This window comes from Pseudomonas sp. Pmew2 (assembly GCF_058129885.1).
This window is the reverse complement of record NZ_CM176702.1, coordinates 232046-253501: the sequence shown is the minus strand read 5'-3', so window position 1 is coordinate 253501 and position 21456 is coordinate 232046. Positions and strand designations below refer to the sequence as shown.

At 60.7% G+C, this 21456-nt stretch carries 16 protein-coding genes and 2 pseudogenes; 13 read left to right on the top strand and 5 right to left on the bottom strand.

From position 1 onward, the window contains the following. Nucleotides 1-3 precede the first annotated feature (3 nt). Together aguB and AC4ANK_RS01150 are read right to left on the bottom strand one after the other, a co-directional pair. Nucleotides 4-882, bottom strand: a complete 879-nt coding sequence (aguB, locus tag AC4ANK_RS01155) for an N-carbamoylputrescine amidase (RefSeq protein WP_004654103.1) — start codon at nucleotides 880-882, stop codon at nucleotides 4-6. Nucleotides 883-1362: 480 nt separating this feature from the next. Then, complete coding sequence (locus AC4ANK_RS01150; protein ID WP_002551438.1) at nucleotides 1363-4275, bottom strand: aminotransferase; 2913 nt, start codon at nucleotides 4273-4275, stop codon at nucleotides 1363-1365. Between the two features lie 240 nt (nucleotides 4276-4515). On the opposite strand from AC4ANK_RS01150, the gene rfbB reads away from it, so the two are divergent. From rfbB to AC4ANK_RS01125, 5 genes and pseudogenes are all read left to right on the top strand, one after another. Then, nucleotides 4516-5598 (top strand): dTDP-glucose 4,6-dehydratase, encoded by a 1083-nt coding sequence (gene rfbB, locus AC4ANK_RS01145; RefSeq protein ID WP_002551437.1) that lies wholly within the window; start codon nucleotides 4516-4518, stop codon nucleotides 5596-5598. An 80-nt stretch (nucleotides 5599-5678) separates the two neighbouring features. Next, entirely contained in the window at nucleotides 5679-6224 is a 546-nt protein-coding gene (gene rfbC, locus AC4ANK_RS01140) for a dTDP-4-dehydrorhamnose 3,5-epimerase (RefSeq protein WP_002551436.1), read from the top strand. A 164-nt stretch (nucleotides 6225-6388) separates the two neighbouring features. After that, nucleotides 6389-8206 carry a sensor histidine kinase gene (locus AC4ANK_RS01135; protein ID WP_002551435.1) on the top strand — a complete coding sequence of 606 codons (1818 nt, stop codon included), beginning with the start codon at nucleotides 6389-6391 and terminating at the stop codon, nucleotides 8204-8206. Further along, the gene (locus AC4ANK_RS01130; protein ID WP_460383976.1) at nucleotides 8203-9588 is read left to right on the top strand and encodes a sigma-54-dependent transcriptional regulator; all 1386 of its coding nucleotides are present in this window, start codon (nucleotides 8203-8205) and stop codon (nucleotides 9586-9588) included. Before AC4ANK_RS01135 ends, AC4ANK_RS01130 begins: the two co-directional genes overlap by 4 nt. After that, a pseudogene (locus AC4ANK_RS01125) lies at nucleotides 9575-10046 on the top strand (YiiD C-terminal domain-containing protein). The gene AC4ANK_RS01130 and the pseudogene AC4ANK_RS01125 overlap by 14 nt, the downstream one beginning before the upstream one ends. A gap of 613 nt (nucleotides 10047-10659) precedes the next feature. Here the strand turns inward: AC4ANK_RS01125 and cysQ are convergent. Together cysQ and nudE are read right to left on the bottom strand one after the other, a co-directional pair. Continuing rightward, nucleotides 10660-11502 carry a 3'(2'),5'-bisphosphate nucleotidase CysQ gene (cysQ, locus tag AC4ANK_RS01120; RefSeq protein ID WP_002551433.1) on the bottom strand — a complete coding sequence of 281 codons (843 nt, stop codon included), beginning with the start codon at nucleotides 11500-11502 and terminating at the stop codon, nucleotides 10660-10662. Then, nucleotides 11499-12065: an ADP compounds hydrolase NudE gene (nudE, locus tag AC4ANK_RS01115; RefSeq protein ID WP_002551432.1), complete on the bottom strand. Its 567-nt coding sequence runs from the start codon at nucleotides 12063-12065 to the stop codon at nucleotides 11499-11501. The genes cysQ and nudE overlap by 4 nt, the downstream gene beginning before the upstream one ends. Before the next feature lie 96 nt (nucleotides 12066-12161). On the opposite strand from nudE, the gene yrfG reads away from it, so the two are divergent. The 5 genes from yrfG to AC4ANK_RS01090 all read left to right on the top strand — a co-directional run bounded on the left by yrfG (nucleotide 12162) and on the right by AC4ANK_RS01090 (nucleotide 17706). After that, on the top strand, nucleotides 12162-12839 hold the full coding sequence (gene yrfG / locus AC4ANK_RS01110) for a GMP/IMP nucleotidase (protein WP_002551431.1): 678 nt from the start codon (nucleotides 12162-12164) through the stop codon (nucleotides 12837-12839). A gap of 41 nt (nucleotides 12840-12880) precedes the next feature. After that, on the top strand, nucleotides 12881-13762 hold the full coding sequence (locus tag AC4ANK_RS01105) for a LysR family transcriptional regulator (RefSeq protein ID WP_002551430.1): 882 nt from the start codon (nucleotides 12881-12883) through the stop codon (nucleotides 13760-13762). Nucleotides 13763-13865: 103 nt separating this feature from the next. Next, nucleotides 13866-14702 (top strand): formate dehydrogenase accessory sulfurtransferase FdhD, encoded by an 837-nt coding sequence (gene fdhD / locus AC4ANK_RS01100; RefSeq protein WP_002551429.1) that lies wholly within the window; start codon nucleotides 13866-13868, stop codon nucleotides 14700-14702. After that, a complete protein-coding gene (locus tag AC4ANK_RS01095) occupies nucleotides 14699-17035 on the top strand; it encodes an FdhF/YdeP family oxidoreductase (protein WP_031598301.1) in 2337 nt (778 codons plus the stop codon). Before fdhD ends, AC4ANK_RS01095 begins: the two co-directional genes overlap by 4 nt. A 209-nt stretch (nucleotides 17036-17244) precedes the next feature. Continuing rightward, nucleotides 17245-17706: a glycine zipper domain-containing protein gene (locus AC4ANK_RS01090; RefSeq protein WP_002551428.1), complete on the top strand. Its 462-nt coding sequence runs from the start codon at nucleotides 17245-17247 to the stop codon at nucleotides 17704-17706. A gap of 58 nt (nucleotides 17707-17764) precedes the next feature. Here the strand turns inward: AC4ANK_RS01090 and AC4ANK_RS01085 are convergent. Further along, a pseudogene (locus tag AC4ANK_RS01085) lies at nucleotides 17765-19693 on the bottom strand (RecQ family ATP-dependent DNA helicase). Nucleotides 19694-19868: 175 nt separating this feature from the next. Here AC4ANK_RS01085 and AC4ANK_RS01080 point away from each other — a divergent pair. The 3 genes from AC4ANK_RS01080 to AC4ANK_RS01070 all read left to right on the top strand — a co-directional run bounded on the left by AC4ANK_RS01080 (nucleotide 19869) and on the right by AC4ANK_RS01070 (nucleotide 21367). Next, a complete protein-coding gene (locus tag AC4ANK_RS01080; protein ID WP_002551427.1) occupies nucleotides 19869-20687 on the top strand; it encodes a hypothetical protein in 819 nt (272 codons plus the stop codon). A 164-nt stretch (nucleotides 20688-20851) separates the two neighbouring features. Beyond that, nucleotides 20852-21163 carry a hypothetical protein gene (locus AC4ANK_RS01075; protein ID WP_160329126.1) on the top strand — a complete coding sequence of 104 codons (312 nt, stop codon included), beginning with the start codon at nucleotides 20852-20854 and terminating at the stop codon, nucleotides 21161-21163. A 24-nt stretch (nucleotides 21164-21187) separates the two neighbouring features. Beyond that, the gene (locus AC4ANK_RS01070) at nucleotides 21188-21367 is read left to right on the top strand and encodes a hypothetical protein (RefSeq protein WP_135000809.1); all 180 of its coding nucleotides are present in this window, start codon (nucleotides 21188-21190) and stop codon (nucleotides 21365-21367) included. Nucleotides 21368-21456: the final 89 nt, after the last annotated feature.

The window sequence follows — 21456 nt, the reverse complement described above, 5'->3', positions numbered from 1 at the left end:
CGATCAGGACTCCAGCGAACCGTCGAGGGTCTTCACCGCGCCGTACAGGTTAGGGCGGCGATCACGGAACGTACCCCACGCGCTACGGATGTGCTCCAGCTCGTCCAGGTCGAAGCTATGAACCAGCACGCCTTCTTCGGTTTCGTTGAGCTCGGCGACTTTCTCACCGAACTGGTTGGCAATGAACGACGAGCCGTAGAAGGTGATGTCGTAGCCATCCTGCTCTTCGTTGCCGATACGGTTGCTGGCGATCAGCGGCATCAGGTTCGCGCCGGCATGGCCTTGCTGCACGCGCTGCCAATGATCGCGCGAACTGATGGTTTTGTCGTGTGGCTCACTGCCGATGGCGGTCGGGTAGAACAGAATTTCTGCGCCCTGCAACGCCATGCTGCGTGCGCACTCCGGGAACCACTGGTCCCAGCAGATGCCAACGCCGATTTTCGCGTAGCGGGTCTGCCAGACCTTGAAGCCGGTGTCGCCCGGGTTGAAGTAGTACTTTTCGTGGTAGCCGGGGCCGTCCGGGATGTGGCTCTTGCGGTAGATGCCCAGGTTGGTACCGTCTGCGTCGATGATCGCAATGGTATTGAAACGTGCACGCCCTGCCAGCTCGAAGAAGCTGATCGGCAGTACAACTTGCAGCTCTTTGGCGAGCTTCTGGAAATGCTTGATTGCGACGTTGGATTCGATAGTAGTCGCCAACTGCAGATAGTCCGGGTTCGGCTTCTGGCAGAAGTACGGGGTTTCAAACAGCTCCTGAATCAGGATGATCTGTGCGCCCTTGGCGGCAGCTTCACGCACCAGCTTTTCAGCGGTCTCGATGTTGGCTTCCAGATCCCAGGAACAGGCCATCTGGGTAGCAGCGACAGAAACGATACGGCTCATGAAAATATCTCCAGGGGCGGATGCAAGGACTTATCACCATAGCAGACAGGCGATGACGATTATGAACGCCTTTATAGCGGATATAAATCGGCATTAAAAGCTAAAATTTTGTTACACTCACTATATTTTGTTATTTTTGCCGATATTAATCGACTTAAAATCCATCACAGTGCCCATTCCCCAAGCTGGGTGTGACGCGGAGCGTCACGAACGGCATTCCCACGCTGGAGCGTGCGGAACGATGGGTGTCCGGGCACCACCTATCGTACCCATTCCCTCGCTGGTGCATGCGGAACGATGGGTGTCCGGGCACCACCTATCGTGGCCATTCCCCCGCTGGTGCGTGCGGAACGATGGGCCCCCAGGCGCCACCTATCGTGCCCATTCCCCCACTGGTGCGTGCGGAACGATGGGGGCCCAGGCGCCACCTATCGTGCCCATGCTCCGCGTGGGTATGCCGTTCTGGACGCTCTGCGTCCTCTATTCCAGTTCGTGGAGCACCTTCGATACGTTATCGACGAAAAAATCCACGCTTTGCCGGGTGGTGCACATTGGGGGTTTGATTTTGAGGATGTTCAAGTGGTCGCCAGTCGGCTGCATGAAGATGCCCAGTTCACGCAGGCGCTCGCAAAGCTGCGCGGTTTCTTCTGTGGCAGGTTCCAGGGTCTGGCGGTCGCGGACCAACTCCATGCCCAGATAAAAACCCATGCCATGCACCGCGCCTACCAGCGGATGTTTATCGGCCAGAGCCTGCAGGCGCGCCTTGAAGTGATCGCCCACGAGCCGGGCATTGTCCCAGAGCCTTTCTTCCTCCATGACGTCCAGCACTGCCATGCCGATCCGGCAACTGACCGGGCTGCCACCGGATGAGGAGAAGAAATAGCCCTCGGCCTCCAGCGCCTCGGCGATCTCACGACGGGTGATGACCGCGCCCAACGGATGGCCGTTGCCCATGCCCTTGGCCATGCTGATGATATCCGGCACCACGCCCTGCTCTTCGAAGCCCCAAAAGTAATGACCCAGACGGCCATAACCCACCTGCACCTCATCGGCAATGCATACACCACCCGCAGTGCGAATCTTCTGATACACCTGTTGCAGATAGCCGGCAGGCAAGGAAATCCCGCCCGCATTGCCATACACCGGCTCGCAGATGAAGCCCGCCACCTGCTGTTGCTGCTTTGCCAGCGTGACGAGTACCTGATCGATACTGCGCACATACTCCGGCGCACTGTCAGCGCCACGAAACGGCCCGCGATAGGTATTGGGTGCGGTGACCGGATGCACCCAGTCCGGGCGGGTGCTGAGTGCCTGCGGGTTGTCGGCAATCGAGGTGGAAATGGCGTCGGTCGCCACCGACCAGCCGTGATATGCCTCCAGCACACTCAGCATGTCGCGTCCGCCGCTATAGGCCCAGGCCAGCCTGATTGCCAGATCGTTGGCCTCGGTGCCGCTGTTGACCAGAAACACGCGGTCCATGCCCTCGGGTGCAAGCTCGAGCAAGCGCTCGGAGAACTCGGCAATTGCCGCGTAGTGAAAGCGCGAGTTGGTGTTGAGCAGCGACCACTGACGAGCCGCTTCATGGGCCATGCGCGGGTGGCCGTGGCCGAGGACCGCGACGTTATTGAGCATGTCCAGATAGGAACGGCCCTGCATGTCGATCAGGTGATTGCGCCAGCCACGCTCGATCTGCGGCGGAGCCTGATAGTAGTGTTTTTGCAATCGGGCGAAGCTGGCATCACGCCGCGCCAGCAATTGCGCGGCGTCTGCGAGCGCTGGAGCGTCACAATCAAAACCGAGCAAGGTCGACGGCGACGGGCACACGGTGCGCCAGGCTGCCGCCCAGGCAGGTGTGGTGAACAGCGGCGGGCTGAGGTCTGCCGTGGTGCACAGTTGCAGCAACAGCGAACCACCGCCCTGCCCGATCAGCGCGCCTGCTGACACTTGATCAGCCAGTGAAGCATCCGGCAGCACGCCCCACAGCTTCAAACTTATGCCCTCGCCGACCAGCAGCAATGCAGCATCCGCGGTCAACCGCAGAGTGCCGTTGAACGGTGCATGCAGCGCCGTTTCGGCGGGCACATGCAATTCAACGTGCAGGGCGAAAGTTTCGGGCTCCTTAGCGCTGTAAGGCAAGGTGCGCGACAACCGGTATTCCCCAAAGCGGCTGGCCGCCAGGCCATCGTCACCCGCAGCCTGGGAGAGCAGGTATTCATCAATGCCACTTTGCTCCCAGTTGCCTGCCACAAAGTGCTCACTGAGCACACCCAAATCCACCACTGTCGGCTTGAGCCCTTGTAGAGCGGGCAGCATCGGCTGGTAAGCGGGCTGTCCGGCAGGCGGAAATTCCACACCCACGGCCTGCAGAATCGCCGCTTCCATCAGCGCCATCGGCACCGAAGTGGCGACGTCGAAGATGTTCCATTCCCCGGCAAGGTTGGCCTGGATGTACGCGTTGTCCGGCTCGATGCTGGCCTGCTGTTCGCCGCTGAGTACCAGCACTGCGGATCGAGCGACAATCAGCGGCCAGAGCGCCTGCAATTCTTCGGTCTTCAGCGGATTGAGGGCGTGGTAGGCGCGAATGGCTGGCAGGATGTACAGCGGGTCGCCGTCGGCATGGTGCAGCAGCGCCGCGCAGGTCACCGACAGGTCGGCCACTCGCCAGGTGCTGACCAGATCGCCGAAGTCGATCAACCCCTGCAATTGCCATTGGCGCTGTGCATCACGCAGCCAGACCACGTTGTGCTCGGTGATGTCCAGATGCACCGCCTGTATCGGCAGCGCTGCTATCAATGGCAACAAACGACGATGAGCCTGTTCACCAGCCTCGATGACACAGGCGCGAGCGTCGGCGTCCTTGATCACCGGCAGCAGGTGCTTGATCAGCGCATGAGCGTGGCGCGGATCCCATTGCAGAATGCGCTCCAGGCCAGGATGCTCGAAGCCTGCCAGTGCCAGGTCTACACGGGCACACAGTTCGCCCAACCCGACCACCACCTCATGGCCCAGATGCCCGGCGTGCCCCAGTGACTGCCCATCAATGAATTCAAGCAAGCGCACGTGAACCGCCTGCCCGTCGATCCTGATGGATAACAATTGCCCGCCGTCATTGGCGCCAACCACGCCGGGCACGCCAACGGCGCTGTGGTTGCTCAGGTGTTGCAGCGCCGCGTGCTGGGCGTTCAGTTCAGTGCTCGAATAGGCCCCGTGGCAGATTTTCAGCACATAACGCCGCGTGTCGGTTTCAAGCAGAAAGTTGCGATCCTGTTGGCTGCCCAGCGCTTTCAGCGTGCCGCTCAAGCCGTAATGCTGCGCGAGCAATTGCAGCGCCTGATCCACGCTCACCTCGGGACAAGGCAGACTGGACCGGCGGATGAGCGTGGCAAGCGGCATGGAGAACCTCGATCTTGTTGGAAGGCCCGGGCTCGACGAGCAAGGCGTCATGGGCAGTCGCGCAACTATAAGGGCATTGACGGGGGATTGCTCTGCACTCCCCATCAGCACAAGTACTTCAGTGTTGGAAGCCCGCCAGAGTTTTATTCAACCGCCTGCTCGGGTTTAATGACCTTATCTCGCCATATGCGCTCAAGCGCTATGCTGCTATTACGTCAAAACACACAAGAAGGTCAGTTCATGCGAATACTCGTTACCGGGGGCGCAGGTTTCATCGGCTCTGCACTGATCCGCCACCTGATAAACAACACCGAACACGAAGTGCTGAACTTCGACAAATTGACCTACGCGGGCAACCTTGAATCGTTGCAGTCCATTGCGACCGACACGCGCTATGAGTTCGTGCAGGCGGATATCTGCGATCAGGCCCGCGTCAGTGCGGTGCTCGAACGCTTTGCGCCGCAGGCGATCATGCACCTGGCGGCTGAGTCCCACGTCGACCGCTCCATCGATGGCCCGGCCGAGTTCATCCAGACCAACATCGTCGGCACCTATAGCCTGCTGGAAGCCACGCGCGCCTGGTGGCTGAAATTGCCGGAAGCGCAGCGCCAGGCGTTCCGCTTCCACCATATCTCCACTGATGAGGTGTATGGCGACCTGCACGGTGTCGATGATCTGTTCACCGAAACCACGCCGTATGCGCCCAGCTCACCTTACTCGGCAAGCAAGGCTGCGTCCGACCACCTGGTGCGCGCCTGGCACCGCACCTATGGCCTGCCGGTGGTGGTGACCAACTGCTCCAACAACTACGGGCCGTTCCACTTCCCGGAAAAGCTCATCCCGCTGGTGATTCTCAATGCCCTGGCGGGCAAGCCCCTGCCGGTGTACGGCAATGGCCTGCAAGTGCGCGACTGGCTGTATGTCGAGGATCACGCACGAGCACTGCTCAAGGTCGTGACCGAAGGCAAAGTCGGCGAGACCTACAACATCGGCGGTCATAACGAGCAGAAAAACATCGACGTCGTCCGCGGTATCTGTGCGCTGCTCGATGAGCTGGCCCCGCAGCACCCGACGGGCGTCGCGCAATACAGAGACCTGATCACCTACGTGGTTGACCGTCCGGGCCACGACCAGCGCTATGCCATCGATGCCAGCAAAATCGACAACGACCTGGGCTGGACGCCCGAAGAGACCTTCGAGTCCGGGCTGCGCAAGACGGTGCAGTGGTATCTGGACAACCTGGACTGGTGCCGCAGGGTTCAGGACGGCAGTTATCAGGGCGAACGACTGGGTTTCACCGACCCAAAGGACCTGATTGCCTGATCACCCTACTTTTCGGCAGACGCGCGTGAGTGCAGACTGTCGAGCTGCCACCATTTATTGAAGATTGCAGGGGAAGCCACGTGAACGTAGTAGCGACAAAATTGCCGGAAGTCCTGATTCTGGAACCCAAGGTATTCGGTGATGAACGAGGCTTCTTCTATGAAAGCTTCAACGCCAGGGCTTTTCAGGCTGCTACTGGCCTGACCCGTGAGTTCGTGCAGGACAACCACTCGCGTTCGCAGCAAGGCGTGCTGCGCGGCCTGCATTACCAGATCGAAAACGCCCAGGGCAAACTGGTGCGCGTCACCGTTGGCAAGGTGCTGGATGTGGCCGTAGACATTCGCCGCAGTTCGCCGAACTTCGGTCAGTGGGTCGGCGTCGAGCTGTCCGCTGAAAACGCCAGGCAGCTGTGGGTGCCGGAAGGTTTTGCGCATGGCTTCGTAGTACTCAGCGAGAATGCCGAGTTTCTCTACAAGACCACCGACTACTACACGCCGTCAGCTGAGCGTTGCATCGCCTGGAACGACCCGGACCTGGCCATCGACTGGCAATTCGACGGCCAGCCCAATCTGTCGGCCAAAGACCAGCAAGGCAAACGCCTGGAAGAAGCCGATCTGTTTCCCTGAACACATGATCACAGGCCACCCGGCGCAATGTCCGGGTGCCTGACGAGTCGGCGGCGGGCATAATACGCGCCTGATGCCCACGTCAGGATCGACCGGGTGTTTCTGTTGCCTGTACCGGCCTTGTCGCCGGCAGGCATCGCCAACCCTTCGGCGACGGCCAATCGATGACCATGACTTCTGCTGCTCTGCCGCCCCGCCCTCGCTGGCGCAGCCTTGCCCTTCTGGCACTGTGCCTGGCACCGTTGCTGTGGCCGCTGGAGCATCTGGCCGAACGTTATTACCGCAGCGTGCTGGCCAACCAGAACCGCCAGACCCTGGACCTGTACGTCGCCAACCTGCTCGGCACCCTGCACCGTTATGAAGCCCTGCCGCAGATTCTCGGCGACCTGCCCGCCTTGCGCGGCGCACTGGCCGCACCGAGCGACGTCACCACCCTGAAAAACGCCAATCGTCTGCTCAGCGAGATAACGCGCCAGACCGGTGCCGACGTCATGTACCTGATGGACGCCAACGGCTTGACCCTGGCCGCCTCGAACTCGGAACAGAAGGACAGCTTCATCGGCCGAAACTTTTCCTTCAGGCCCTATTTCATTGATGCGCTGGCGGGCAGAACCGGGCGCTTCTTCGGCCTTGGCACTACGTCGGCCAAACGTGGCTACTTCTTTGCAGGCCCGGTGCGCGATGGTGATCGGGTGATCGGCGTGCTGGTGATCAAGGTCGACCTGGACCACACCGAAACCCTGTGGGGCAAGACGCCCGAGCAACTGCTGCTGACCGATCAGAACGGCGTGGTAATCCTGACCTCCAACCCGGAGTGGCGCTTTCGGGCGACCCGCGACCTGACCGATGACGAGAAAAAGGCCATTGTCGCGATCCAGTCCTACCCGACCCGCGATCCGCGACCTCTGAGGATTGATGAGCACGCCTGGCTGACCCAGACCCAGGCCATCGAAGAAACCGGCTGGAACGTGAACATTCTCGCGCCTCGCGCCCTTGTTGACCGTCAGGTACGCACGGTGGTGGCGATTGGCGGCGCGGCGCTTCTGGTGCTGATGTTGTTGCTGGGCCTGATGATGCAGCGTCGTCGTCATTATCTGGACCGCATCGCTTTCGAGGCCAAGGCGCGCCGCGAACTGGAGATGCGGGTTATCGAGCGGACCAGCGATCTGGAGGGGCTCAACAGCCGGCTGCGTCAGGAAGTGCTGGAGCGCGAACAGGCGCAGCAGGAGCTGGTGCAGGCCCAGGACGAACTGGTGCAGACCAGCAAATTGACGGCGCTGGGCACCATGTCGGCGAGTATCAGCCATGAGCTGAATCAGCCGTTGGCCGCCATCCGCAGTTACGCCGAAAACGCCGAAGTGCTGCTCGATCATCAGCGCACCGAGGACGCACGCGGCAACCTCAAGCTGATCAGCGAACTGACCGGGCGCATGGCCTCGATCATCGCGCACTTGCGCGCCTTCGCCCGTCGCGACCGCCACGCCCCTGAAAGCGTGGCACTGCAACCGGCGCTGGAAGATGCGCTGGCGCTGCTGGCCAAGCGGCGGCGCGCCATGGAAGTCGAACTGATCCGTGACCTGCCGGACGCCACGATCTGGGTGCAGGCCGGTGAAACCCGCCTGCGTCAGGTGCTCGGCAATCTGCTCGCCAACGCGCTGGACGCCCTCACCGAGAAAGGCCCGCCGCGCAGGCTGTGGATAAGTGTCGAGCAAACCGCTGAGGGCGTTAACCTGTACATTCGTGACAACGGCCCCGGTTTTTCCCAGGAAGCGCTGGCACGGGCTCGCGAGCCCTTCTTTACGACCAAGACCCGCACCCAGGGGCTTGGCCTTGGTCTGGCCATCTGCGATACGCTGATGCGCGCGCTGGGCGGCGAATTGCTGTTCGCCAACCATCCCAGCGGCGGTGCGCTGCTGACCCTGCGCCTGCGGGCCGGTGCTTCCGGAGCCAATCTTCAACCGCCAGAGGACCTTTCTGCATGAGTTCGGACACAGCCATCGACAGCCAGATTCAGGTGGTGCTGATCGACGACGATTCGCACCTGCGTCAGGCACTGCGTCAGACGCTGGACCTGGCTGGCCTGAACGTTCTGTCGCTGCCCGAGGCAACCGGGCTGGCCGAACGCATTGGCCGCGACTGGCCGGGCGTGGTGGTCAGCGATATTCGCATGCAGGGCATGGATGGCCTGGAGCTGCTCGACCAGCTTCACGCGCAGGACCCCGACCTGCCGGTGCTGCTGATCACCGGGCATGGCGATGTACCGTTGGCGGTGAAAGCCATGCGCGCCGGGGCCTACGACTTTCTGGAAAAGCCCTTCGCCAGCGACGCCATGCTCGACAGCGTGCGCCGTGCCCTGGCGCTGCGCCGTCTGGTGCTGGATAACCGCAGCCTGCGCCTGGCCCTGAGTGATCGCCAACAACTGAGCACACGCCTGATCGGTCAGTCGCCGCCGATCCTGCGTCTGCGCGAACAAATCGGCGCACTGGCCGGGACGCGAGCCGACGTGCTGATCCTCGGTGAAACCGGCGCAGGCAAAGAAGTGGTCGCCCGCGCGCTGCACGACCTGTCCAACCGCCGCAGCGGCCCGTTCGTAGCGATCAACGTCGGCGCGCTGGCTGAATCGGTGGTGGAAAGCGAGCTGTTCGGTCACGAGCCCGGGGCCTTCACCGGCGCGCAGAAGCGGCGTATCGGCAAGTTCGAGTTTGCCAACGGCGGCACGCTGTTCCTCGATGAAATTGAAAGCATGAGCCTGGATGTCCAGGTCAAACTGCTGCGCCTGTTGCAGGAACGCGTGGTCGAGCGAATGGGCAGCAATCAGCAGATCCCGCTGGATATCCGCATCATTGCGGCGACCAAGGAGGACCTGCGGCAGGCGGCTGATCAGGGCCGCTTCCGGGCGGACTTGTATTACCGGTTGAACGTGGCCTCGCTGCGTATCCCGCCGTTGCGCGAACGTGGCGAAGACGCGCTGATGCTGTTCGAGCATTATGCCGATGCCGCGAGCATGCGCCACGGCATTCCCAAGCACGAACTCAAGCCCGGCCAGCGCGCGCTGTTGCTGCGTCATAACTGGCCGGGCAACGTCCGGGAACTGCAAAACGCCGCCGAACGCTTTGCGCTGGGTCTCGAGCTGGAGCTGGAGGGCGGCGATGCAGAGCAGGCGCCACCGCCGGGCGGCGGCTTGAGTGATCAGGTGGAAAGCTTCGAACGGGCCTTGATCGCCGCCGAGCTGGCTCGCCCGCACAGCTCGGTTCGCAGCCTGGCGGAAGCGCTGGGTGTGCCGCGCAAAACCCTGCACGACAAACTGCGTAAACACGGCCTGACGTTTGGCGACAGCAGCGGAGCTTCCGATGACAACGATTGAGCCTGAACATGACGCAGCCCGCGAACTTGAGCAGGTGCTGCACCACGACATTCCGCTGACCCCGAAATGGGCATGCGCGTGATTGACTGGCACAACCAGACACTGCGCCTGCACCTGCCACTGGCACCCAACGTCAATCACAAGAACACGCTGTTCGGCGGCAGCCTGTATTGCGGCGCAGTGCTGGCGGGCTGGGGCTGGCTGCACCTGCGGCTACGCGAGGCCGGATCAGCGATGGGCATATTGTGATTCAGGACGGGCAGATCAGTTATCCACTGCCGGTACGCACCGACGCCATCGCCCGCTGTGATGCGCCAGAGCTGGCGCTGTGGGACAAGTTCATCACCACCTACCAACGCCGAGGCCGCGCCCGCATGACCCTGCACACCAGCATTACCGCGCAGGACAGCGAAGAACAGGCTGTTCGTTTTGTCGGGCAGTTTGTATTGCACCGGTGAAGCTGCGCGAAGTTGATGCACTGAACGCAGACCTGTGGGAGCGAACTTGCTCGCGAAGAGGCCGGTGCAATCCGCAAAAACTCATCGTTTGAACCATCGCCTTCGCGAGCAAGCGAAGCGTCGCCCGGCTCGCTCCCACAAAAGCGCGCTTGACCCTTCATACCTGTATCAAGCGAAGAAAAGGCCGTGCGCTTTGTCGGGCAGTTCGTGTTGCGCCAGTGAGGCTGCACGCATTGGATGCACTGTACGCAGACCTGTGGGAGCGAGCTTGCTCGCGAAGAGGCCGGTGCAATCTATGAAAATTCATCGTCTGAACCATCGCCTTCGCGAGCACGCGAAGCGTCGCCCGGCTCGCTCCCACAAGAGCGCGCTCGCCCCTGCATACCTGTATCAAGCGAAGAACAGGCCGTGCGCTTTGTCGGGCAGTTCGTGTTGCGCCAGTGAGGCTGCACGCATTGGATGCACTGTACGCAGACCTGTGGGAGCGAGCTTGCTCGCGAAGAGGCCAGTGCAATCCGCAAAAATTCATCGCTTGAACAATCGCCTTCGCGAGCAAGCGAAGCGTCGCCCGGCTCGCTCCTACGCTCGCCGGGCAGAGGCCTTGAAGCTGGCTTCAGGACTGCGCAAGCACCAGCAGTTTGTCGCGCCATTCGGCGTTGGCAGGCAACGCCAGGAAGAACGGGTTGAGCAGCGATTCGCGTGCCGGGTAGCTGAACGGTTTGCCGTCCAGTTGCAGCACTTCGCCACCAGCGCCTTCAAGCACGCCTTGCGCCGCAGCGGTGTCCCATTGCGAAGTCGGGGCCAGTCGCGGGTAGCAATCGGCAGCACCTTCGGCCAGCAGGCAGAATTTCAATGAACTGCCGATATTGGTCAGCTGCAAATGCCAAAGCCCGCTCGACAGGCCAGCCAGCAAATGCTCCTGCTCCGGACTGGAATGGCGGCGGCTGGCGACTACGGTAAAGGTCTGCCCTTCGCCCGGCTGAGTGCGCACGGCAATCGGCTGGAGGTGGTCGATGTCATCGCTGCGCCAGGCACCCAGCCCGGCACCGCCGAAGTAGGAGCGGTTATTGGTGGGCATCGAGACCACGCCGAATACCACGCGGCCACGCTCAATCAGCGCGACGTTGACGGTGAACTCCTCACTGCCGGAGATAAACTCCTTGGTACCATCCAGCGGATCGACCAGCCACCAGCGCTCCCATTTCGCTCGCTCGCTGAACGGGATATCGGCGTCTTCTTCAGAGAGCACATGAATGCTCGGATCAAGCGCCTGCAAGCCCTCGACCAAAACCTGGTGGGCTGCCAGGTCGGCGGCGGTCACTGGCGAGTCGTCGGTCTTGGTGGTGACGGTGACATTGGCTCGCCAGAACGGCAGGATCACCTCGCCCGCCAGGCGGACCAGTTCAATCACCGGGGCGAGCAGCGGATGTGGCAGGTTTTGTAACGAATCGGTCATGGCTGGAACAATCCACGCTGGGTTAGCAGGTCACGGGTCAGGTACAGCGCCGCAAGCGCCCTGCCTTCACTGAACTGGGCATTCTGCGCAAGGCTCGACAGCTCGCGCAGGTTGATCCGGTCGACCCGGATTGGCTCGGGCTCGTCGCCTTCCAGCCGCTCTTCATAAAGGTCTGTGGCGAGGACCACCTGAATTTTCTGGCTCATGTAACCGGGGGACAGCGACAGTTCAGTCAACAATTCCAGTTGCCGGGCACCGAAACCGGCTTCTTCCTTGAGTTCGCGGTTGGCGGCCGCCAGCACGTCTTCGCCGGGCTCGATCAGCCCCTTGGGCAGGGACAGCTCGTAGGCATCGGTGCCGCCGCAATATTCTTCGATCAACACCGCGTGGTCGGCATCGAGCATGGCCACGATCATCACCGCCCCGGGGCCCGTACCTTTGCTGGCCAGACGCTCATAGGTCCGCTCGACGCCATTGGCAAAGCGCAATTGCAGCTCTTCAACGCGGAACAGACGACTACTGGCGACGATTGCGCGGGCAAGTACGGTAGGTTTCTGACGCATGACAGGCTCCTTTACATGAACGAGGTACTATACCGAGCTTTTCCCGATGTCTGTGTCGGATATGCTTACCCGCTCTCAACCCCTGACGAGGCCTTAATGCTTTCCATGCCCTGGAGCGAAATAGATACCGTCCTGCTGGATATGGACGGCACGTTGCTCGACCTGCATTACGACGAACACTTCTGGATGCAGCACCTGCCGCAGCGCTACGCCGAACTGCACGGCGTCAGTTTCGCCATGGCCTGGCTGGAGTTAAAGCCGCTGTTCGAAAACAACGCGGGCACGCTCAATTGGTACTGCCTGGATTTCTGGAGCGCCGAGCTTAAACTGTCGGTTCGCGACCTGAAACGCGAAATTGCGCACATGATTGCACTGCGCCCGGACGCCGAGACCTTTCTCGCCGCCATCAAGCAAGCGGGCAAACGGGTGATCATGATCACCAACGCGCACCGCGATTCGTTGTCGCTGAAGATGGAGCGAATCGAGCTGGCGCCTTATTTCGAGCGCCTGATCAGCTCTCACGATTACGGCTTCCCCAAAGAGAGCCAGCATTTCTGGGACGCCTTGAAGGCCGACACCGCGTTTGACCCGGCACGCAGCCTGTTTATCGACGACACCTTGCCGATCCTGCGCAGCGCCCGCCACTTTGGTGTAGCCCATTTGCTGGCCGTCAGCCAGCCCAACAGCCAGAAAGGCCCGAAAGACACCGAAGAGTTCGCTGCGGTGGACGATTATCGGGAGCTGATCAAGGGCGTGCTCCATCCTTCAGCCTGAACGCGTAGAATCGGCTGTCTGGACGGCCCAGCGGAGTGAATATGGACATCAAGCAACTTAAGTTTCTGATCGCCCTTGATGAAACGAGGCACTTCGGCCATGCGGCTGCGCGTTGCAATATCACCCAGCCCACCTTGTCGATGCGTCTGCGCAATCTGGAAGAAGAGCTCGGTTTGCCCCTGGTCAATCGGGGCCAGCGTTTTGAAGGCTTCACTGCGCCAGGCGAACGCGTGTTGGCCTGGGCACGCACGGTACTGGCAGCCTACGACGGCCTGCAGGCTGAAGCGGCTGCCTGCCGGGGGCACTTGGTCGGCACACTGCGCTTGGGTGTAGTGCCGCTGTCGAGCTTCGATCCGCTGCCATTGCTGCACCGGCTGCACCAGATGCACCCCAACCTGCGCTTCGAGCTGTCGTCACTGAGTTCCGAGCAGGTGCTGGAACAACTGGCGAGCAATCGTATCGATCTGGGCGTTTCATACCTGGAACGGCTGGACACCGAACGCTTCGACTCGCTGACCCTGGACGACACGCGCATGGGGCTGCTGTATGACCGTCGGCACTTTACCTTTGGTGACGAACCGTTGAGCTGGGCCGATCTGGTCGAATTGCCGCTGGGCACTCTGACCAGCGGCATGCATTTTCGCCAATCGATCGATCACAACTTCCACAGCCGTGGCCTTCAGCCCAATCCATTGATCCAGACCGATGCCGTTCATCAGTTGCTGCAGGCCGTCCATGGCGGTTTTTGCTGCGCGATCATGCCGCTGGATGGCGGCCTGGAAACGCTCACCGAGCATTTGCGCCTGCACCCGATCGCCGACGCCCGTACGCTGGCCCGGCTGGGGTTGATCATGCGCCGCAGTGCACCGCGCTCGGCACTGGCTGAAGCCTGCTTTGCACTGGTAGCAGAAATGCCGCGCTAGAGCGTTGATCGACGTCATCTATCGGCACATCAGCACTAGCGATTAGACGATTTACCAGAACGGGCCTAGTCTTGCAGATGTCATTCTGCCGGTATTTCAGCCCATGCCCGTTACGCGCAAGGTCAGCTCGGCGTCCTTTGCTACGCCAGCCCCCGAAGCAAGCCAGTCTTACAGCTACTCGAACCTCGAGGGCACTGACTCTGCACGTAACGAACTTGCCGAAGAAGTGGCACTGGCGATTGCCTACAACGGCATCAGCCAGGCAGTCATGCTGGTCAGCCCCACCGATCTGGAAGACTTTATCGTCGGTTTCAGCCTGGGCAGCGGCATCATTGCCTCGCACGACGAAATCTACGACTTCAAAATCAGCGGTTGCGGCTCGGCGATGCAGGCCGAAGTCGAAATCGCCAGCCGTGCCTTCTGGGAACTCAAGCAACAGCGTCGGCAACTGGCAGGCACCAGCGGTTGCGGGCTCTGTGGCGTTGAAGCGGTAGAGCAGGCTCTGCCAGAACTGAACGTGCTGCCCGGCGCACCCTTGCCGCCGATTGAGTGGCTGGAAGGCCTGCGTCAGCGCATCGGTGAGTTCCAGCCGCTTGGCCGCCATTGTGGCGCTGTGCATGCTGCGGTGTTCATGGACGGTAACGGCCAGCTGTTGCTGGGACGTGAAGACATTGGCCGCCACAACGCGCTGGACAAGCTGATCGGCGCATTGATCCGTCAGGACATCCCCTTGGCAGGCGGCGTCGCCATCGTGACCAGCCGCTGCAGCCTGGAACTGATTCAGAAAGTATTGCGCGCAGGCATCCAGACCCTGGTCAGCCTGTCGTCGCCCACCGGCCTGGCCCTGCAATGGGCCCGCCGCCACAACCTCAATTTAATTCACCTGCCGCAGCACAGTGCGCCGCGGGTCTATAGCCCTGCGATGGAGATTCAAGCGTGAGCACTCATCATCAAGCCGACAAGACACCTATCCCCCGCTACAAGCCATACAAAGGTGCGGCAGGCGGCTGGGGCGCACTGATCAGCGTGACGCAACACTGGCTGGGCAGTGACAACGCTCTGAAGAACCTGCGCATGATGCTCAAGACCAACCAGAATGGCGGCTTCGACTGCCCTGGCTGCGCGTGGGGCGATTCGCCGGAAAGCGGCCTGGTCAAGTTCTGCGAGAACGGCGCCAAGGCGGTCAACTGGGAAGCCACCAAACGCCGTGTCGATCCGGCCTTCTTCGCCCGCTACAGCGTCAGTGCATTGCTGGAGCAGAGCGACTACTGGCTTGAGTATCAGGGCCGCCTGACCGAGCCTCTGGCCTACGATGCCGAAACCGACCGTTACAAGCCGATCAGCTGGGACAACGCATTCGCGCTGATCGCCAAGCACCTGAAGAACCTGCCCAGCCCGAACATGGCCGAGTTCTACACCTCGGGTCGCGCCAGCAACGAAGCGGCGTACCTGTATCAGTTGTTCGTGCGCGCCTATGGCACCAACAACTTCCCGGACTGCTCGAACATGTGCCACGAAGCCAGTGGTGTAGCGCTGTCGCAAAGCGTCGGCGTGGGCAAGGGCACCGTGACGTTCGAAGACTTCGAACACGCCGACGCCATCTTCGTCCTCGGCCAGAACCCCGGCACCAACCACCCGCGCATGCTGGAACCCCTGCGTGAAGCGGTACAACGCGGCGCGCAGGTGGTGTGCGTCAACCCGTTGAAAGAGCGTGGTCTGGAGCGTTTCCAGCACCCTCAGCACCCGGTCGAAATGCTCACCAACGGTGACCGTCCGACCAACACCGCCTACTTCCGCCCTGCCCTGGGCGGCGACATGGCGCTGTTGCGCGGCATGGCCAAGTTCCTGCTGCAATGGGAGCGTGATGCACAGCTGGCAAATGAGCCGTCGGTCTTTGATCACGCGTTCCTCAACGAACACACCGAAGGCGTGCTTGAATACCTGGCCGCCATCGATGACACGTCCTGGGACGAGATTGTCGAGCAGTCCGGCCTGCCGCTTACTGACATCGAACAGTCGGCACGCATGTACGCCAAGGGCAAGAACGTCATCATGTGCTGGGCAATGGGTATCACCCAGCACCGCCATTCGGTTGCGACCATTCAGGAAATCGCCAACCTGATGCTGCTGCGCGGCAACATTGGCCGTCCAGGCGCAGGCCTGTGCCCGGTGCGCGGTCACAGTAACGTGCAGGGTGACCGCACCATGGGCATCAACGAGCGCCCACCGGTGTTCCTGCTCGATGCTCTGGAAAAACGCTTCCAGTTCAAAGTGCCCCGCGAAAATGGCCACAACGTGGTCGAAGCCATTCACGCCATGGCCGAAGGTCGCGCCAAGGTGTTCATCGCGCTGGGCGGCAACTTCGCCCAGGCAACACCGGACAGCCATCGCACTGCAGAAGCCCTCAGCAACTGCGACCTGACCGTGCAGATCAGCACCAAACTGAACCGCAGCCACCTGTTCCACGGCAAGGACGCGCTGATCCTGCCGTGCTTCGGCCGTACCGACATCGACATCCAGGCCAACGGCCCACAAGCCGTGACCGTGGAAGATTCGTTCAGCATGGTCCACGCATCCAACGGACAGTTGAAGCCGTCGTCGAAGCAGATGCGTTCCGAGCCTGCGATCATCGCCGGTATCGCCAACGCAACACTGGGCAAGGCACCTGTGGACTGGTTGTGGCTGGTCGAAGACTACGACCGCATTCGCGACCTGATCGCCGACACCATCCCCGGCTTCAAAGACTTCAACGAGCGCGTAAAACATCCGGGTGGCTTCTACTTGGGCAACGCCGCCGGTGCACGCCGCTGGAACACAGCCTCGACGCGCGCCAACTTCAAATCCAACGCGTTGCCGCTGAGCCTGATCCATGAAGACATCAGCTCGACCGGGCAGATTCCGGACCTGATCATGCAATCGATGCGCTCGCACGATCAGTACAACACCACTATCTATGGCCTGGACGACCGTTATCGCGGTGTCAAAGGCCAGCGTGATGTGCTGTTCGTCAACGAAGCCGACATCATTCGTCTGGGCTTTCAGCCGGGTCAGAAAGCTGACGTGATCTCAATCTGGAGCGACAACCGCGAGCGCCGCGTCAAAGGCTTCACCCTGCTGGCGTTCGACATTCCGGCCGGTCAGGCTGCGGCCTACTACCCAGAGGTCAACCCGCTGGTACCGCTGGAAAGCGTTGGCGATGGCAGCAGCACGCCGACGTCGAAGTTCGTGGCCATTCGTCTCGAGCGATCGGCAGAGTCGGCCCGCATCATCTGACGCTCATAAAAGACGCCCACAAAAAAGGCCCGTTTCGCTGGAAACGGGCCTTTCACAAGTAACCTCAGACTCTCTTTTCCGACTTAAGTTCCTTAGCCAAAACAATAACTTAGCAGTTTGTGTGGCAATCGTGTTACTCGTCGGAATTGCATTGCTACATTCTTCACTTGACACCAAGATCGCGCCGTCATCCCTATGAGATTCCATACATGAAGTATTCCTCGATACTGTTGTTGTCTCTTGCCTTGATCAGCGGTGCAGCCTCTGCAGGCAACCTCGAATCAGGCGCAGGCGGAGCATTGGGTGGGGTACTCGGCTCGGTCGTCGGTCAACAGCTCGGCGGCAGCACCGGTTCAGCGATTGGCGCTGGCCTGGGTGGCGCAGCCGGCGGTGCGGTCGGTGCAGACCGTCGCAACCGTACAGAAGCAGCCATTGGCGGCGGTCTGGGCGCAGCAGGCGGTAACGTTGTAGGCCGCAGCGTTGGCGGCAGCACCGGCAGCCTGATCGGCTCGGCGGTAGGCGGCGGCGGTGGTGCCGCACTCGGCAACTACATGGGCAACGAAAGCCGCAGCGATGATCGTCGTTATCGCGGTGGCCGTGATGATCGCCGCTACTATCGCGATCATGACCGTCGTCCGAAGCACCACGGCCATCGTCGTCATCGCGACTGATACAGCCGTTATTTACTGATGAATCAAAACCGGCCGCTCTTGAGCGGCCGGTTTTGTTTTAGAGCATCGCCTGCACCCATGCCCTCACCTGAGCATACGGATAATCCTCCAGCAAGGCAAAACCGCTGGTGGCGCGAGCCTTGAGTTTGGTGAACAAAGGCACGCTGATGCCGCACAAAAAGCGCGTCAGGCATTCGGCGCTGGGTGGCTGGCCAGTGAAGTCCAGGTGCTTGTGGATAAAATCACCGCACACCTGCTGAAAGTCCCGGTTATCCAGAGGTTCCAGCGCAGGTGGCTGTGGAAGATGGGCGATCTGGCCGTGGCAGACCGAGCAATGGCCGCATTGCTCGGGCGCGTTGTAATCGCCGAAGTAGCGTGCCAACCGATGAGTCAGGCACTGATCACTGGAGAACACCTCAAGCATTGCATGAATGCGCGCAACTTCAGTGGCCTCGTGGTGGGCGAAATAATCGTGCAGCTCGACGCTCAGCGCCTGCGGGTCAAAGTCACTGCGCAACACGCTGTAGACCTCGGTCATCTGCTTGCTTTCCAGCTCGATCCAGCCCTTTTCCTGAAAGTAATCCAGCGCCTTGACCACCCGCCCACGCTCGGCACCGTATTGCTGGTACATCGCGTCGAAGTTGACCGTGGCCCAGGTACGCGCCCGGCTGGACGTATCGATCAACGCTTGAACGAATTCGCGCCGCTCACCCTCGAAACGCGCCATCAGGTCGTGCGGCTGAAGCAGAAACTTGAAGCGGTACTCGGCGAAGTAAGCGTAGCGCGGTGCGATGATCCCGCGCAGTTCCAGCTGCACCAGCAGGGTCTTCAACGGCAATTGACGGATATTGCTGAGATCAGCCAGCGGCCCGAGCAGAAACTCCCACTGCCCGTCATGGCGTGCATCGAGCAAATCCTCCAGCACACGGGCAATCCCCTCGCGCTCCGGCGTGTCGCCATACACAAAATTTTCCAGCACATTGAGGCTGTCGCGGTTGGCCAGCACCAGACAATCCGAGGCACCACCATCGCGCCCTGCCCGGCCGATTTCCTGGCTGTAGTTCTCGATGGATTTGGGCAGGTCGAAATGCACCACATTACGGATGTCGCTTTTGTCGATGCCCATTCCGAACGCAATGGTCGCCACGATGCAGTTCAGGCTGCCGCCCATGAAACGCTTCTGAATCGACTCGCGCTGATCATTAGGCAGCCCGGCATGGTAAGCACTGGCAGGCAGACCATTCTGCTCAAGGTGCACCGCGACATGCTCGGCGGTCTTTTGCAGCGTTACGTAAACGATTGTCGGTTGGCCGCGCCGCTCATTGAGCCACTCGACCAGCAGGCGCCTTTTGTCACGCCCGCTGACCGGCTTGACCCACAGGTGCAGGTTGGCGCGATAGAAGCCGGTGGTGATGACGTCCTACGGGGCAATGGCGAATTTTTCCTGCATGTCAGTAATGACCTGCGGTGTCGCGGTCGCGGTCAGCAGCAGTGCCTGAGGGATGTTGAATTCGCGCTGGTAGTCCGGCAGCTTCAGATAATCAGGCCGAAAGTTATGCCCCCACTCCGAAATACAGTGCGCTTCGTCGACCACCAACAAGGAAATCGGCACCTGGGCGATGAAGTTGCGGAAACGTTCGTTCTTGAGGCGTTCGACCGAGATCATCAGGATCTTCAGCTCTCCGGAGCGTGCGCGTGCCATGACGTCGGCAACGTCATCGCGGCTTTGCGCCGAATCAATACTTGCCGCCGCAATGCCGTGGCGGTGCAAAAAGGCAAGCTGATCCTGGATCAGCGCCAGCAACGGCGAGACCACCAGCGTCAAATTGGGCAGCAGTAGCGCAGGCAATTGGTAACATAGCGACTTGCCTGAGCCCGTCGGGAAAATTGCCGCAGCCGAGCGTCCGGCCAGCACGGCGCTGATCGCTGCCTCCTGGCCTGGCCGGAACTGCGTGTAACCAAAAACCTGCTCAAGACGCTGGTGCATTCGCGGTTCATCCATCAGTCAAACAACACGGTCCCAACCTTAACGCGACAGGCCAAATGCATACACCACCAAAGCGTTACAGAAACACGGCGCGTGGCCGATAACGTTGAGATTTCATGCCTGCTGCGTCAGCAGGCGCGGCGCTCACCTTCATACCGCTTGATCTGGAGCAGGAATGGATTCCACACAGCAACCCGAAGACGACGGGATCATCCGCATTCAGCGCCTTGTGCCGGGCCAGGTCGATGTCGTTCTGGGCGCGCATCCAAGCCGTAAACTTAGCGCTCGACCGGGCAAGTCGCGGCCCTACTGGCTATGGCTGGCAGGCCTTATCGTTGCGGGTTGCCTGGCCGGGCTGGTCGTGTCTCATGGGCGAGGCCCAAAGGTGGCACTGGCACCTGTCGAGCGACCTGCACCTGAACCAGAGACCACCGTGATCGACAGCGAACCGACAATGGTGGCAAGCCCCGCACCCGCGCCGTCGATCCATGCGCCTGAGCTGTTACCTGTCGCCGCAACCCGGGAACAGCCAGCCGCCGTGCAGCCGCTGGATAACTGCATGAAAAGCGGCAATGTCATCGATGAGAGCGTATTGAACTGTCGCTTTGGCCAGGTTCCTCGACCCGCTCAGGCAGAACCGGCGAAAGGCATGGTGTCCGCAGACTACATGGCTGACTTCAAAGCCAACGCTGCTCGCAACCCTGCTCGCTCGGCCCGGCCCTACAGCGTTGCGACGGCCTCCATTCGTGAATGGGACGGCAGAAACCGCTATCGGGCGCAGTGGCGGGTTTACGGCAACAGCATCGACGGCGACAGCGTCTGCGAAAACTTCGCCGTTCGCTCATTCGAACGGCGCGAGTGTCGCAAGGCTGCGCAGGTCAACTTCAAGGAGGAATGCCGGGAGTGGACCAAACGTGCTGCCCGAAATCGCGACGAGGACAGTAAAAATGCCGAGCAGCGTTATTGTGAAGTGGCGGCGACTTTCTCGCCTTAGCAACACATTGACCCCCTCTGGAGCAACTGTTTCGCCGCTAAAACCGGTTTTTTGATGCGTACGTTCACGGCCATCCACATACAAAACCTTACACATGTATAGCCAAAGGCTTACACGCAATAGGGAAGGTTGGCTATTTTTCACCTGCTATCAGCGCCGTAAGATTGGATCCAACAACTGGCGAACAAGGAGTTCGCCAGGATCAGGGACGATCGACCATCGCCGGGAAGGCAGCCGACAGGGAGTTGGAATGGTCTTGGTACAAACCCGCTTCGGCGGGTTTTTTATTGTCGGCGATTTTTGCTGTCGGCGAACCTGCAGATGCAAAATCTTTCCTGACGCCAGAATTCCTGCCCCTCACCCCGCTGTTCGAGCATGAACACGTGAGGTATAGCGAAAGGCTTACACGCGGCGGGGGAACTTGGCTATTTCCGAACCTGCACGCGGCGCATAAGATTGGATCCATCAAGTGGTGAACAGGGAGTTCACCAGGATCAAGGATGATCGACCATCGCCTGGGAGGCGTCCGACAGGAAGTCGGGATGGTCTTGGAAAAACCCGCTTCGGCGGGTTTTTTGTTTGCTGCAAGAAAATCCGGGGACGTTTATCAGCAAGCACCTTCCTTCTTGCGCTCGGCAAGAATCGGTGTGCGTTTCACTCACTCTCCTGTTGCCACCTGAACCACTCGTGGTGCCATCATCCCTCATCCGAGAAATATCCGCTCACAAGACGGCATCGTGATTTTATCGTCCTTAAGACGCAAACAGCG